The organism is Glycomyces endophyticus, from assembly GCF_039531525.1.
In the GTDB taxonomy this organism is placed as follows: domain Bacteria; phylum Actinomycetota; class Actinomycetes; order Mycobacteriales; family Micromonosporaceae; genus Glycomyces; species Glycomyces endophyticus.
The window spans coordinates 154695-168260 of sequence record NZ_BAAAQF010000009.1 but is presented as its reverse complement, the minus strand read 5'-3'; the positions used below and the strand labels follow the sequence as shown (position 1 = coordinate 168260).

Below are 13566 nucleotides of genomic sequence, written 5' to 3'. Positions count from 1 at the left end.
GCGGTTCCGATGAGGCGGCGCCTGCTGCTCGTCGGCATGGGCCGGGTCGGCCGGCCCTACGCCAGGGCCGCCCGCGAACTGGGCCTCGACCTGGCGGTGCTCGACCACCCCGCGTCCCTCGCGTTCGCCAAGGCGCGCGGCGTCCTCGACGACGACCAGACCGGGTACCCGGTCGTCGGCACGTCGACGGCCGCCTGGTGCTCGGCGCTGCCGGAGGTGCTCGCGGCCGGGCCCGTGCACGGCGTCGTCGCCTTCGGCGAGTCGCACGTGACCGCCGCGGCCCTCATCGCCGACGAGCTCGGCCTCCCCGGCCCCGGCCTGCGGGCCGCCGCGGTCTCGCAGGACAAGGCGCTCCAGCGGAGCCTCTTCGCCCGCCACGGCGTCCGCCAGCCCGCCGCGCTCGCCCCGCCCGACCTCGACGCGGCCGCCGCGTGGGCCGCCTCCCGCTACCCCGTGATCGCCAAGCCCGCCGGCGGCACCGGCAGCCGCGGCGTGCGCCTGGTCGCCGACGAGGCCGCGCTCCGCGCCTGGCACGGCGACCGCCCCGGCGAGCCGTTCCTCGTCGAGCAGTACCTGCAGGGCCCCGAGTACAGCCTCGAATGCGTCGTCCGCGCCGGCGCCCTCGTCTTCGCCGAGCCGACCCGCAAGACCACCACCGACCCGCCGTACTACGTCGAACTCGGCCACACCGTCCCCGCGGGCCTCCCCGACCCCGGCCCGGCCCGCGACCTCGCCGCGGCCGTCGCCCGCGCCATGGGCATGCGCGACGGCCTCATGCACCTCGAGTTCCGCCAGGAGGACACCGGGCCGCACCTGATGGAGGTGGCCGTGCGGACCCCCGGCGATCACATCCTCGAACTCCACGCCCTCGCGCACGGCACCGACCTGTTCGCCGCCGCGATCGCCGTCGCCCTCGGCGACGACCCCGCGATCCGCCGGACCCGCTCCGGCGCCGCCGCGGTCCGCTTCCCCGCGGCCGCACCGGGCACCGTCACCCGCATTGAAGGCCTCCCGGCCCTCCGCCGCCTCCCCGAGACCGTCGACGTCCAGATCGACGTCAGCCCCGGCGACCGCGTCCACCCCGTCACGTCCTCCCGCGACCGCGTCGCGACCGTCCTCCTCAGCGCCGCCGACCCCGAGTCCCTCGACCGCGCCGCCAAGACCGCGGCCGACCTCCTCCGCATCCGCACCGACGCATAAGCCCCCGGAACAGCAAGAAAGCCCCGGCTCCCGCCGAGGCTTTGCTGTGCGTATCTACTGGTACTCCCGAGCGGATTCGAACCGCCGTTTCCGCCTTGAGAGGGCGGCGTCCTAGGCCCCTGGACGACGGGAGCTTGCCTTGTCTTCGCGGCTTGCCGCGGCAACGACGACAACTTTACACGGTGCCGGTGGGGGGTGCGCAAGCGGGATGAGGCTTGTGATGCGGGCTACTGGATCGGGTGGTGAACGGCGGGCCGGACCTGGCGCCGACACCTTCTCAGGTGAACCCCCGTGCGCCCGGCCCGGCCCGCCGAGCGACTGTAACGCGCCGCGCTCACCGGCGCGGCGTGATTCTCACTGGTTGCTCGTGTCCGCCTGTCCGGAGAGGCCGTCGAGCCAGGTGCTGTCGACGCCGTCGTGGTAGTTCACGAGCTTCGCGGTGTACGCGGTGTCGCCGACCTTCGCGGTGACGGAGGCGATGACGCCGACGGTGGTCACGCATACCTCGAACGATCCGACGGGCGCGTCGGCCGCGCCCTGGACGTCGGCGCAGTCGGCGAGCTCGCCGGCGAGGGTGGTGTCCGAGAACTCGGCCGCCGCGGCGCTGTCGGCGGCCGCGGCCGCGAGCCAGGCCGCGACGTCGTCGTCGGTCGGCAGCAGGCCGTCGAGCTTCTGCCCGAGCCAGACCGCGAGCTCGGCCGCGTCCTCGCCCGACCACAGGGCCGGGCGGTCGCCGACGACGACCGCGGCAGTGCCGGCCTCCGGGTCGACGGCCACCAGGAGCGGGTCGTCCGAGCCGTCGAGGAGGTACTCGGCGGTGTAGGCGTGGCCTTCGCCGTCGACCAGGCGCTCGCTCAGCTCGGTGAGCGCGGCCTGGTCCTCCGAGGCCTCTTCCCCGGCGCCGCCGCCGAGGGAGCAGCCGGCGAGCGCGAGCAGCGCCGCCGCGCCGAGCACGGCGCAGCGCCGAAGGGGGTTCTGCACGATCATGGGGCTCCACTTCCATAGTGCTGGGCGTCGGGGATGCCCGGGCGCGTTCGGCGGAGCCCGCGGGCCGCGACTCGCCCGGCGGCATCTGGGGGGCGCGCCTAGCACAGGTGTCTGATCTGAGGTCGGACTCCACCTTATAGCGCCCGGTCCAACCCTCATGTAACACGAGCGGGGGGCGCGAGCGCCATCGCGTTTTCGCGGCTCGGAGGCACTGCCGCCGGGGCCGGGGCGTAGGCTGAACAGCTGTGGCCGACGCAGCGTCGGGTCGGCCGAAATCCTTCGGACACGGCCCCGTAATCGGGCCGATCGTCAAATTCGGCTATTTCAGGAGTGACAGTGGCTGCGATTGAAGACATCCGCGCGAGGGAGATCCTCGACTCCCGCGGGAACCCGACGGTCGAAGTGGAGATCCTGCTCGACGACGACACGCTCCAGCGGGCGGCCGTGCCGTCCGGTGCGTCCACTGGCGCGTTCGAGGCGATCGAGCTGCGCGACGGCGACAAGGGCCGCTACCTCGGCAAGGGCGTCGAGAAGGCCGTCGACAACGTCAACGGCCCGATCCGCGACGCGCTGATCGGCATCGAGGCCTCCGAGCAGCGCCTCGTCGACCAGGCCCTCCTCGACGCGGACGGCACCCCGGACAAGTCCAACCTCGGCGCGAACGCCATCCTCGGCGCCTCGCTCGCCGCGGCCAAGGCCGCCGCAGACTCGGCCGAGCTGCCCCTGTACCGCTACGTGGGCGGCCCGAACGCGCACCTCCTGCCGGTGCCGATGATGAACATCCTCAACGGCGGCTCCCACGCGGACTCGAACGTCGACGTCCAGGAGTTCATGATCGCCCCGATCGGCGCGCCGACGTTCAAGGAGGCCCTGCGCTGGGGCGCCGAGACGTACCACGCGCTCAAGTCGGTCCTCAAGGACCGCGGCCTGTCCACCGGCCTCGGCGACGAGGGCGGCTTCGCGCCGAACCTCGACTCGAACCGCGCCGCGCTCGACCTCATCGCGGTCGCCGTCGAGAAGGCCGGCTACAAGCTCGGCACCGACATCGCCTTCGCGATGGACGTCGCCGCCACCGAGTTCTTCACCGACGGCGCCTACCTCTTCGAGGGCCAGAAGAAGACCGGCGACGAGATGAGCGCCTACTACGAGGAGCTCATCGGCGCCTACCCGTTCGTGTCGATCGAGGACCCGCTGTCCGAGGACGACTGGGCCGGCTGGTCCTCGCTCACCGCGGCCGTCGGCTCGCGCCTCCAGATCGTCGGCGACGACCTGTTCGTCACCAACCCCGAGCGCATCCGCCGGGGCATCGACGAGAAGGCCGCCAACGGCCTCCTCGTCAAGGTGAACCAGATCGGCTCGCTCACCGAGACCACCGACGCCGTCGAGATGGCCCACCGCGCGGGCTTCGGCTGCATGATGAGCCACCGCTCCGGTGAGACCGAGGACACCACGATCGCCGACCTGGCCGTCGCGATGACCTGCGGCCAGATCAAGACCGGCGCCCCGGCCCGCTCGGACCGCGTCGCCAAGTACAACCAGCTGCTGCGCATCGAGGAGGACCTCGGGGACGCCGCCCGCTACGCCGGCGCCTCGGCGTTCCCGAAGTTCGGCAAGTAGGCACCGGACGCGGCCGGCTCGGTTTCGGGGCGCACCGCATCGGCCTCTGGGCTGAGGGCCCCCGGTCGCAACCGTAGCCGGTCGCACCTGAAGGGGACCTGAAGCGAAGCGGCCGGATCAGGGCGCGGCCGATCCGCCTCTGGGCTGAGGGCCCCCGGTTGCAACCGTAGCCGGGCGGTCTTGAAGGGAAGCTGAAGCCGCTCGTGAATCGAAGGCCCCCACGCCGTCCGGCGCGGGGGCCTTCGAACGCCTCGGTCCGGGGGGCGATCGACTAGGCTGGGCCCGTGAACGCGAGCCGCCGACCCAGCCGCCCCGGAGGACGATCCACCGGTCCCGGCCGCACCCGCGCCGCGAGGCGCCCCGCGCCCGGCGCCGCCGGCAGGGCCGAGGTCAAGCGGGTCCGCTACCGGCCCGCCCGCAAGGTCTCCCGCCGCGCCGCCGTCCTCGCCCTCGTCCTCTCCGCGCTCGCCCTCGCGTACGCCTACCCGCTGCGCACCTACGTCGAGCAGCGCATCGAGATCAACCGCCTCGAGACCGAGCAGTCCGCCCAGCAGGACCGCATCGAGGAGCTCGAGGCCGAGCGCCTCAAATGGGACGACCCCGAGTACGTCGAGGCCCAGATCCGCTCCAGCCTCCTGCTCGTGCCCCCCGGCGAGGACCTCGTCATCGTCATCGACGAGGACGACCCCAAGCACACCGGTGGCGAGGACGACGAAACCGGGGCCGACCAGGCCTGGTACGAGGAGCTGGCCGCTACCTTTGAAGACGCCGACCAGCTCGACCCAGAGGAAACCGAGGAACCAGCGGAGTGATCCAGTGAAGCCGGAAGCGTGGCCCCAAGCGCCTCAAGAAGTCACCGAGGCCGACGCGGCCGCCGTCTCCGCCCAGCTCGGACGCCCCATCCGCGGCGCGCACGCCGTCGCCTGGCGCTGCCCCTGCGGGCAGCCCGCGGTGATCGAGACCGAGCCGCGCCTGCCCGACGGCACGCCGTTCCCCACCACGTACTACCTGACCTGCCCCAAGGCCGCCTCCGCCATCGGGCGCCTCGAAGGCGGCGGGGTCATGAAGGACATGAACGAGCGCCTCGGCGCCGACCCCGACCTGGCCGAGCACCACCGGCGCGCGCACGAGGACTACCTCGCCCGCCGCGCCCGCCTCGGCGACGTCCCCGAGATCGCCGGCGTCTCCGCCGGCGGGCTCCCCGACCGCGTCAAGTGCCTCCACGCCCTCGTCGGCCACGCCCTGGCCGCCGGCCCCGGCGTCAGCCCCATGGGCGACGAGGCCCTCGACCTGCTGCCCGAGTGGTGGCGGAACTCCAGCTGCGCCCACCGGGAGGACGGCGAATGATCACCCGACGCGTCGCAGGCATCGACTGCGGCACCAACTCCATCCGACTCCTCATCGCCGATGTCGGCGAGGACGGGCGCCTCCGCGACGTCCTGCGCCGCATGGAGGTCGTGCGCCTCGGCGAGGGCGTCGACCGCACCGGCCGCCTCTCCGAGGCCGCCCTCGAGCGCACCCGCGTCGCCCTCGCCGGCTACACCGCCGAGATCCGCGAGCACGCCGTCGAGTCGGTCCGCATGGTCGCCACCTCCGCCAGCCGCGACGCCGCCAACGCCGCCGACTTCACCGCCATGGTCGAGGCCACGCTGGGCCGCGCCCCCGAGGTCATCACCGGCGACGAGGAGGCCCGGCTGTCCTTCACCGGCGCCGTCGCCACCCTCCCCGCCCACGCCGGCCAGCGCCTCCTCATCGACATCGGCGGCGGCTCCACCGAGTTCGTGCGCGGCACCGGCGCGCTGGTCGCCGCCGCGATCTCCGTCGACGTCGGCTGCGTCCGCATGACCGAGCGCCACCTCCGCTCCGACCCGCCGCGGCCCGAGGAGATCGACGCCGCGGTCGCCGACGTCACCGGCGTCGCCGGCGGCGAGCTCGCCGTCGCCGACCCCGACCGCGCCGCGACCGAGCTGGTGGCCGTCGCCGGGACCGCGACAACGATCGCCGGGATCGCGCTGGGCCTGCCGGCCTACGACCCGGAGGCGATCGACGGCACGCGGCTCACGTACGAGCAGGTCGCGAAGACCACCGCCGACCTCGCCGCGGCCGACCACGCCGCGCGCCTGGCGATCCCGGTGATGCACCCGGGCCGGGCCGACGTCATCGTCGGCGGCGCGCTGGTGCTGCGGACCGTCATGGAGCGCAGCGGGATCGACGCGGTCCTCATCAGCGAGCACGACATCCTCGACGGCATCGCACTGTCCGCTTAGGGGCGGCCGTGCGGCGCCCCTGCCGATACTCTGTTGCGCATACGGCGAGGGCCCCGCGACCACTGGTCGCGGGGCCCTCGCCGTATGCGCTTACGCCGCTTGCGGATCCTTCGCCCGGGTATTGGCGGCGGCCCTCCACAGCTCGGCCGCGAGCCACAGGGCGGCGACGGTCACCAGTGCGCCCCAGGCGATCCGGCCCGCGTGGGGGAGGAAGAACTGCGGCAGGAAGGTCACCATGAGGGCGGCGAACGGCACGCCGCTCCAGCGGTTGAGCGTGCCCGAGCGCCACACCGCGACCGCGGCGGCCACGGCGGCGACCGCGATGAGCGCGAGGCCGATCGCGAAGACGGACATGGCGATCGCGTCGAGGCGGAAGGCGTCGCCGACCTCGGTCATGGTCGCGTCGCCGTCGGCCACGGCCCGCTCGCCGATCGCTCTGAGCCCGTAGACTTCGGCGCCGTAGTACGAGATCGTCAGCCCCGATCCGATGTATCCGATGGTGGCGGCCAGGAACGCGGTCCCCTCGTTGCGGGTGCCTTCGAGGTGGCCGCGCAGGGCCCCGTAGGCGAGGGGGACGAGGATGAGCGCGACGATCGCGGCGAGGTGGGCGACGGCCCATCCGGTGGTCGTCCAGGACTCGGCGCCTTCGAGCGTGGTCTGGTCGGCGCGAGGCGCGACCGCCTCGTAGAGGACGAAGAGGACGCCGGCGAGGCCGAACGCGATGGCGCCGGCACGGGCGCGGGAGTCGGGGGCGTGGGGGACTGGCACGGGTGCTCCTTGTGGGTCCGCCGCTCATCGTTGTGAGCGGCGCTCTCTGTTGCGAGCAATGATTGCATATGGTCCCGGATCGCGCAAGAGCGGTGCTCTCGTTTCTGTACACTGGCCTCATGAACGCGCCGAGAACCGCCAGAGCACGCGCCCGAGCCGAACTCACCAAGGAGATCCTGGCCTCCTCCCGCCGCCAGCTCGGCGAGGTCGGCGCCTCGGGCCTGTCCCTCCGCTCGGTCGCCCGCGACCTCGGCATGGCCTCCTCGGCCGTGTACCGCTACTTCGCGAGCCGCGACGAGCTCCTGACCGCCCTCCTCATCGAGTGCTACAACGAGGTCGGCGAGGCCGCCGAGCGGTCCGACCGCCCCAAGGCCGTCCCCGAGATCCGCTGGCTCGGCGTCTGGCGCGGCGTCCGGAACTGGTCGCTCGCCAACCGCCACGAGTACGCGCTCCTGTTCGGCACGCCCGTGCCCGGCTACGCCGCCCCGCATCTCACCACCGAGATCGCCGCCCGCATGCCGCTCACCCTGGCGCGCGTCGTCGCCGACGCCAAGCACGACCGCGGCCTGCGGCCCCGCACCGGCCCGGTCTGCGACCCCACCGCCATCGAGCCCGCCATGCTCGTCCTCCTGGAGGACGGCGCGTTCACCGCCGAGGACGCCGCGCGGCTCATCCTCGCCTGGAACCGCCTCGTCGGGATCATCGGCTACGAGCTGCACGGCCACCTCGCTAACGTGACCGCCGACGACGACGCGTTCTTCGAGTACTGCGCCCGCGCCGAGGGCGCGAACCTCGGCCTCGAATTCGACTGAGCGTGAACGGCACGAAACCGTGAGAGACGGAGGCGGCGCTCGCGCGTCATGTCAGTGAGGACCACTCACCGCAACGACAAGGAGCACTCCGATGCGACGCCACCCCCTCCGACGCCACCTCGCCACCGCCACCGCCGCGCTCGCGGGCCTCGCGGCCTGCGGCACCGGCGACCCGTCCGACCCCGCCACCTCGGCCACCGCAGAGCCGACCGCCTCGGCCAGCGCGACGGCCGAGCCGACCCCGACCGAATCGGCCACCGAGTCCGGCACCGACCCCCGCCTGGAGGTCCTGGTCGGCACCTGGGAGGCCGACGAGGAGGAGGTCGGCCCCCACGGCTCGACCCTCGTCATCGCCGAGGACGGCACCGCCGAGCTCACCTCGTTCGCCAACCAGCACGGCCCCTACGTCGGCGCCGTCACCCTCGGCGACGCCGACCCGCACCGCTTCGAGGGCACCGAGCCCGAGACCGGCGAGGACATCGTCCTCGAACTCGCCTACGACGCCGAGGCCGACACCCTCGCGGTGACGTACCCCGACGGCGCGGTCTACGTCCACGCCCGCGCATGACCCCGGACGCGCGAAAGGCCGCCCGGTCGCCCGGGCGGCCCGACGCCGAAGTCTCAGAAGTAGTACAGGCCCAAAGCGATCGCGGCCACCACCAGGACCGCGGCGACCGCGGCGAGGACCCACGGCCAGCGCCGCCGCGACCGGTGCTCCGACACGTCCCCGACCACCACGGTGACGTTGTCGGGGCCGCCGCCCTCCAGGGCCAGGCGCACCAGCTCGTCGGCGGCCCCCTGCGGGTCGGCGAAGTCGCGCAGCACGTGCTCGATCACGGCGTCGTCCACGACGTCGCTGAGCCCGTCGGAGCACAGCATGTAGCGGTCGCCGATCTGCGCGGGGCGGGTCTCGAAGTGCGCCGGCGCGGGATTGGCCTGGAGCACGCGTGTGACGACCGACTTGTAGGGGTGGTCCTGGGCCTCCGCGGGGGTGATGGCGCCCTCGTCGACCAGGTGCTGCACGTACGAGTCGTCCACCGTGACCTGCACGAAGTCCTCGCCGCGCACCTGGTACGCCCGGGAGTCGCCGATGTGGACGATGTCGACCGCGTCGTCGCCGAGCCACAGGCCCGTCAGGGTCGTCGCCATGCCCTCGGACTCGGGGTTCTCGGCCACGGCGGCCCGGATGCGGTCGCGGGCGGCCTCCACGACCTCGCCCAGCTCCGCGTGGGCGTCGGCGGGGGAGCGCCGCGCGAGGCGGGTCACCTCGGCGATCGTCACCCCGCTGGCGACCTCGCCCGCGGCGGCGCCGCCCACGCCGTCGGCGACCGCGAGCAGCCGCCGCGACGCGAGGTGCGAGTCCTCGTTCAGGTCGCGGACTTTGCCCACGTCGGTGGCGGCGCCGTAGCGCCAGCGCAATTCGGTCACAGGCGATCACCACTGATTCGGCACTGAGTTTCGGCAGTCTGTTCAAAGCTTGGCCGTACGAGGGACATGGGCGCAAGTGTAGTGGTCCCGCACTCACAGCACGCGACCGTTGAACCCCGGCGGGGGAACCCGGACGGCCCGATGGTGTATCCCCCGTTCGTGCCACGCTGCCATCCCGCCGCTGAGCTGCGGTGACGCCCCGATTACAGTGGATTCAGCCCGCCTCGCCACCACCCCCGGGAGCAGCCATGAAGACGGTTCTGGCCGACCGCTACGTCCTGGAGCACGAGATCGCGCGCGGCGCGGTCGGCGTCGTCTGGCGGGCGTTCGACCGGATCACGGGCGAATGGGTGGCCGTCAAGGTCCTCCGCGAGGAACTGCGCGGCGAGTCGGAGATCTTCGAGTCCTTCCGGGCCGAGGCCGAGATCCTCCGCACGATCGACCACCCCGGGGTGGTCGCCGTCAAGGACTTCATCGTCACCGAGGCGCTGTGCGCGGTCGTCCTGGAGTTCATCGACGGCCTGGACCTGCGCGAGCACCTGCGCGTCCACGGGCCGCTGCCGGCCGCCGAGGCCGCCCTGCGGTGCGCGAGCGCCGCCGAGACCCTCGCGGCGATCCACCGCTCGGGCTACCGCCACTCCGACGTCAAGCCCGGCAACCTCATGCTCGACGGCCCCGAGGGCGTCAAGTTCGTCGACTTCGGCATCGCCCGCGCCGCCGCCTCCCGCACCGCCCCCTCCCACGGCACCCCCGAGTACATCGCCCCCGAGGTCGCCTCCGGCGACTCCGCGAGCACCGGCGTCGACAACTACGCGCTCGGCCTCGTCCTCTACGAGTCCCTGACCGCCCACAGCGCCTACCGCGGCGGCTCCATCACCGACGTCGTCGAGCGCCACCTCACCCGCATCCCCGTCAAGCCCGCCGCCGTCGACCGCGACCTGTGGCAGGTCGTCGAGACGCTCCTCGCGCTCGACCCGCGCGCCCGCGGCGACCTCGACGCGATCGCCGCCGAGCTCCGCCGCCTCGCCCCGCGCCTCTCCCGGCAGGCCACCGCGCCGATCGAACCCCAACTGCGCGAACGGGACTCGAGCAAGTCCTTCGACTACATGCCGGTGACGCCCCACGCTCCGGAGGTGCAGGGGATCGCCGCGCTCATGGCCGCCGAGTCCGAGCCCGGCGACGCCCCGCGGCGCGGCCGCTTCCTCGTCGCCGCGCTGGCGCTGGTCGCCCTCGCGGCCGCGGCGGTCTGGGCCGTCGCGGCACTGACGGGCCCGGAAGTCCCGAATGCGGAGGATGCGGGTGATCCGTCCGAAGAGGCCGGAACGTCCGCTCCTGTCGAGACCTCCGCGGAGCCAACGGCATCCGCGCCGAGTGAGTCGGCGTCCCCGGGGGAGGAGTCCGCCAGTCCTGAAGGGGCGGAGGCGGAGAGCCCCGACCCCGGGGAGGAATCAACTGATTTGTCCGGATCGGACGGCTCCACCGGAGGCTCCACTGAGGGCGGTTCGGACGACGACTCGCCCGGATCGGACCTCATCGGTTCGCCCATGCCGACAAGTGAAATCGGCCGCGACAGTCGATAATGATCCGTGCGCGGCGGGTGACCCCGCTTCACCCGAACCGATGAGGGCGATGGGGATCACACGATTGGAATTCTCCGATCATGCGTTGCAATACCGTATCGCCCGCCGACGGAATCACAAGGCTTGCAGTGCTTTCCGTGGTCACGCAGGTCGAGTCATCGGTCGGGGTCTATCGACACATTGGAGCTGTCCACTTGTCAGGGCGGCATCCACATGGCATCCTGTCGGGCATGGCAGGAAAAGAACTCAACGCGACCTCAGCAGCATTGCTGGGCTTGCTGCACGAAGGACCGATGACCGGCGGACAACTCATGGCGGAGGCGACCCGTCGCCTCGGTCCGTACTGGACCATGACGCGCTCGCAGGTCTACCGTGAACTCCCGGCCCTCGCCGAAGGCGGCCTCGTCCGCGTCGGCAAGCCCGGGCCCCGCGCCTCGGTGCCCTACACGATCAGCGCCAACGGCAAGCGGGCGTTCACCCGCTGGCTCAACGAGCCGGCCCGGATCGGCCAGCTGCGCGACCCCGTCGCGCTGCGCACGGCCTTCCTCGACTACCTCTCGAAGGACACCGCCGACGAGATGTTCTCCGACGCGGTCGAGCAGCACCAGGAGGCCTTGGCAGAGGCCCGTGCCGCCGCGAAGGACTACGCCGACGAGGACCCGAACGCGGCGATCGCGATGGAGTTCGCGATCGGATACCACCGCTCGGCCCTCAGCTGGCTGAAGAAGCGGTAGCGGAGTACACCCGGCGCCGGAGCCGGACGCACGACATCAAGCACGGAACGGGACGCGGCCCTGAGGGGCTCGCGTCCCGTTTCGTATGAGCCCGAATACAGGCGTACCCTGATCTGTTGTGACCAGTGTCGATGTTTCAGCCGATCTCCGCGAACTCAAGGCGACGCTCGCCAGCGTCGAGGCCGTCCTCGACCTCCCCGCGCTGCGGCGCGAGCTGTCCGAGCTCGAGGCCGCGGCCGCCGACCCCGGGCTGTGGGACGACCCCGATCACGCCCAGAAGCTCACCTCCCGCCTCTCCGCCGTGCAGGCCGAGCTCAAGAAGCTCGCCTCGCTGCACGAGCGCATGGACGACGTCGAGGTCCTGTTCGAGCTCGCCGAGGCCGAGCACGACCCGAGCGCGGCGGCCGAGGCCGGCGCCGAGCTCGACTCGATCCGCAAGGCCGTCGACGAGCTCGAGGTCAGGACCCTGCTCTCGGGCGAGTACGACGAGCGCGACTGCGTCGTGACCGTGCGGTCCGGCGCCGGGGGCGCCGACGCCTGCGACTTCGCCGAGCAGCTCATGCGCATGTACCTGCGCTGGTCGGAGCCGCACGGCTTCGGCACCGAGGTGTACGACGTCTCCTACGCCGAGGAGGCCGGCATCCGCTCGGCCACCTTCGCCGTCAAGGGCCCGTACGCCTACGGCCACCTCTCGGTCGAGCAGGGCACGCACCGGGTCGTCCGCATCTCGAAGTACGACAACCAGGGGCGCCGCCAGACCGGGTTCGCCGCGGTCGAGGTCGTCCCGGCCCTCGAGCAGACCGACGAGATCGAGGACATCCCCGAGGACGAGATCCGCGTGGACGTCTACCGCTCCTCCGGCCCCGGCGGCCAGGGCGTCAACACCACCGACTCGGCGGTGCGCCTGACCCACCTCCCGACCGGGATCGTCGTCTCCTGCCAGAACGAGCGCTCGCAGCTCCAGAACAAGGCCACCGCCATGGCCGTCCTCAAGGCCAAGCTCCTCCAGCGCACGCGCGACGAGGAGCGGGCCAAGGTCGACGAGCTGCGCGGCTCGGCCACCGCCTCGTGGGGCGACCAGATGCGCTCCTACGTCGAGCACCCGTACCAGATGGTCAAGGACCTGCGCACGGGTTTCGAGACCGCCGACGTCAAGGGCGTCTACGACGGCAACATCGACGGCTTCCTCGAGGCCGGCATCCGCTGGCGCAAGAGCGGCGAGAAGTCGGCCGGCTAGCACCGGATCGTAGGTCCTGCTTCCTATAGGATCTACGATCCGCTGTGGACCCCTCGTGGCCGCCCCGTGACCCTTCGCGGCCCTCGCATGGGCCTCCTGACCACATGTGCTTCCCCCGTTCGGGCGAAATCGCGTCGTTACCCTCGAACGGTCGTGACATATGGGGTCGAAACCATGGAATATGCCACGCTTGTACTGGAGCCGCCGCCACGGCTGCGAGAATCGGCGGATAGACTCCGCCTCGTGATTCAGCTTGAGGGTGTAACCAAGCACTACCCCCGGTCGAACCGCCCCTCGGTGGAGGACATGAACGTCTTCATCGACAAGGGGGAGTTCGTGTTCTTCATCGGCCCCACCGGTGCGGGGAAGTCGACGATCATCAAGCTCCTGCTGCGGGAAGAGGTCCCGGACAAGGGCAAGATCTCCGTCGGCGACGTCGACGTGACCCGCCTGCGCCGCTGGAAGACACCCGCCTACCGGCGCAGCATCGGCTGCGTGTTCCAGGACTTCCGGCTCCTGCCGAACCGCACCGCCGCCGAGAACGTCGCGTTCGCGCTCGAGGTCATCGGCAAGCCCAAGTCCGTCGCCCGCCGCGTCGTGCCCGAGGTCCTCGAGCTCGTCGGCCTCGGCGGCAAGGAGCACCGGTACCCGCACGAGCTCTCCGGCGGCGAGCAGCAGCGCGTGGCCGTGGCCCGCGCGTTCGTCAACCGCCCCCTGCTCCTGCTGGCGGACGAGCCCACCGGCAACCTGGACCCCGACACCTCGATCGAGATCATGCGGCTCCTCGACCGGATCAGCCGGACCGGCACCACCATCCTCATGGTCACCCACGACTCCAACATCGTGAACCAGATGCGTCGCCGCGTCATCGAGATCGAGAACGGCCAGATCGTCCGCGACCAGGCTCGCGGCGTCTACGGCTGAGCGAAAGGCAGA

14 protein-coding genes and 1 tRNA gene are annotated in these 13566 nt (G+C 72.1%); 11 read left to right on the top strand and 4 right to left on the bottom strand.

Annotation, left to right across the window (positions count from 1 at the left end; genetic code table 11):
- The first annotated feature begins 9 nt into the window (after positions 1-9).
- Positions 10-1200: an ATP-grasp domain-containing protein gene (locus ABD419_RS13585; protein WP_344487235.1), complete on the top strand. Its 1191-nt coding sequence runs from the start codon at positions 10-12 to the stop codon at positions 1198-1200.
- 58 nt (positions 1201-1258) lie between these two features.
- On the opposite strand, the gene ABD419_RS13580 is transcribed toward ABD419_RS13585, so the two are convergent.
- Positions 1259-1334 (bottom strand) — tRNA-Glu (locus ABD419_RS13580).
- 220 nt (positions 1335-1554) lie between these two features.
- Complete coding sequence (locus ABD419_RS13575; RefSeq protein ID WP_344487233.1) at positions 1555-2181, bottom strand: hypothetical protein; 627 nt, start codon at positions 2179-2181, stop codon at positions 1555-1557.
- 342 nt (positions 2182-2523) lie between these two features.
- On the opposite strand from ABD419_RS13575, the gene eno reads away from it, so the two are divergent.
- The 4 genes from eno to ABD419_RS13555 all read left to right on the top strand — a co-directional run bounded on the left by eno (position 2524) and on the right by ABD419_RS13555 (position 6071).
- A complete protein-coding gene (gene eno / locus ABD419_RS13570) occupies positions 2524-3804 on the top strand; it encodes a phosphopyruvate hydratase (protein WP_344487231.1) in 1281 nt (426 codons plus the stop codon).
- Between the two features lie 284 nt (positions 3805-4088).
- A complete protein-coding gene (locus ABD419_RS13565) occupies positions 4089-4616 on the top strand; it encodes an FtsB family cell division protein (protein ID WP_344487229.1) in 528 nt (175 codons plus the stop codon).
- A 4-nt stretch (positions 4617-4620) separates the two neighbouring features.
- Positions 4621-5151 (top strand): DUF501 domain-containing protein, encoded by a 531-nt coding sequence (locus tag ABD419_RS13560; RefSeq protein ID WP_344487227.1) that lies wholly within the window; start codon positions 4621-4623, stop codon positions 5149-5151.
- Positions 5148-6071 carry a Ppx/GppA phosphatase family protein gene (locus ABD419_RS13555; protein ID WP_344487225.1) on the top strand — a complete coding sequence of 308 codons (924 nt, stop codon included), beginning with the start codon at positions 5148-5150 and terminating at the stop codon, positions 6069-6071. The genes ABD419_RS13560 and ABD419_RS13555 overlap by 4 nt, the downstream gene beginning before the upstream one ends.
- 90 nt (positions 6072-6161) lie before the next feature.
- On the opposite strand, the gene ABD419_RS13550 is transcribed toward ABD419_RS13555, so the two are convergent.
- Positions 6162-6839, bottom strand: coding sequence for a hypothetical protein (locus ABD419_RS13550; protein WP_344487223.1), 678 nt, complete (start codon positions 6837-6839; stop codon positions 6162-6164).
- Positions 6840-6958: 119 nt separating this feature from the next.
- Between ABD419_RS13550 and ABD419_RS13545 the strand changes: the two genes are divergently transcribed.
- Both ABD419_RS13545 and ABD419_RS13540 read left to right on the top strand, forming a co-directional pair.
- Positions 6959-7651 carry a TetR/AcrR family transcriptional regulator gene (locus tag ABD419_RS13545; protein WP_344487219.1) on the top strand — a complete coding sequence of 231 codons (693 nt, stop codon included), beginning with the start codon at positions 6959-6961 and terminating at the stop codon, positions 7649-7651.
- Between the two features lie 91 nt (positions 7652-7742).
- Entirely contained in the window at positions 7743-8219 is a 477-nt protein-coding gene (locus tag ABD419_RS13540; RefSeq protein ID WP_344487217.1) for a hypothetical protein, read from the top strand.
- Positions 8220-8272: 53 nt separating this feature from the next.
- Here ABD419_RS13540 and ABD419_RS13535 read toward each other — a convergent pair whose 3' ends face one another.
- Positions 8273-9079, bottom strand: coding sequence for a PP2C family protein-serine/threonine phosphatase (locus tag ABD419_RS13535; RefSeq protein WP_344487215.1), 807 nt, complete (start codon positions 9077-9079; stop codon positions 8273-8275).
- A gap of 248 nt (positions 9080-9327) precedes the next feature.
- Here ABD419_RS13535 and ABD419_RS13530 point away from each other — a divergent pair, with 248 nt between their 5' ends.
- The 4 genes from ABD419_RS13530 (at position 9328) to ABD419_RS13515 (ending at position 13554) form a co-directional block, all read left to right on the top strand.
- The gene (locus tag ABD419_RS13530) at positions 9328-10659 is read left to right on the top strand and encodes a serine/threonine-protein kinase (RefSeq protein ID WP_344487213.1); all 1332 of its coding nucleotides are present in this window, start codon (positions 9328-9330) and stop codon (positions 10657-10659) included.
- A gap of 230 nt (positions 10660-10889) precedes the next feature.
- Complete coding sequence (locus ABD419_RS13525) at positions 10890-11393, top strand: PadR family transcriptional regulator (RefSeq protein ID WP_112133518.1); 504 nt, start codon at positions 10890-10892, stop codon at positions 11391-11393.
- 118 nt (positions 11394-11511) lie between these two features.
- Entirely contained in the window at positions 11512-12630 is a 1119-nt protein-coding gene (gene prfB / locus ABD419_RS13520; RefSeq protein WP_344487210.1) for a peptide chain release factor 2, read from the top strand.
- A gap of 243 nt (positions 12631-12873) precedes the next feature.
- Positions 12874-13554 (top strand): cell division ATP-binding protein FtsE, encoded by a 681-nt coding sequence (locus tag ABD419_RS13515; RefSeq protein ID WP_344487208.1) that lies wholly within the window; start codon positions 12874-12876, stop codon positions 13552-13554.
- Positions 13555-13566: the final 12 nt, after the last annotated feature.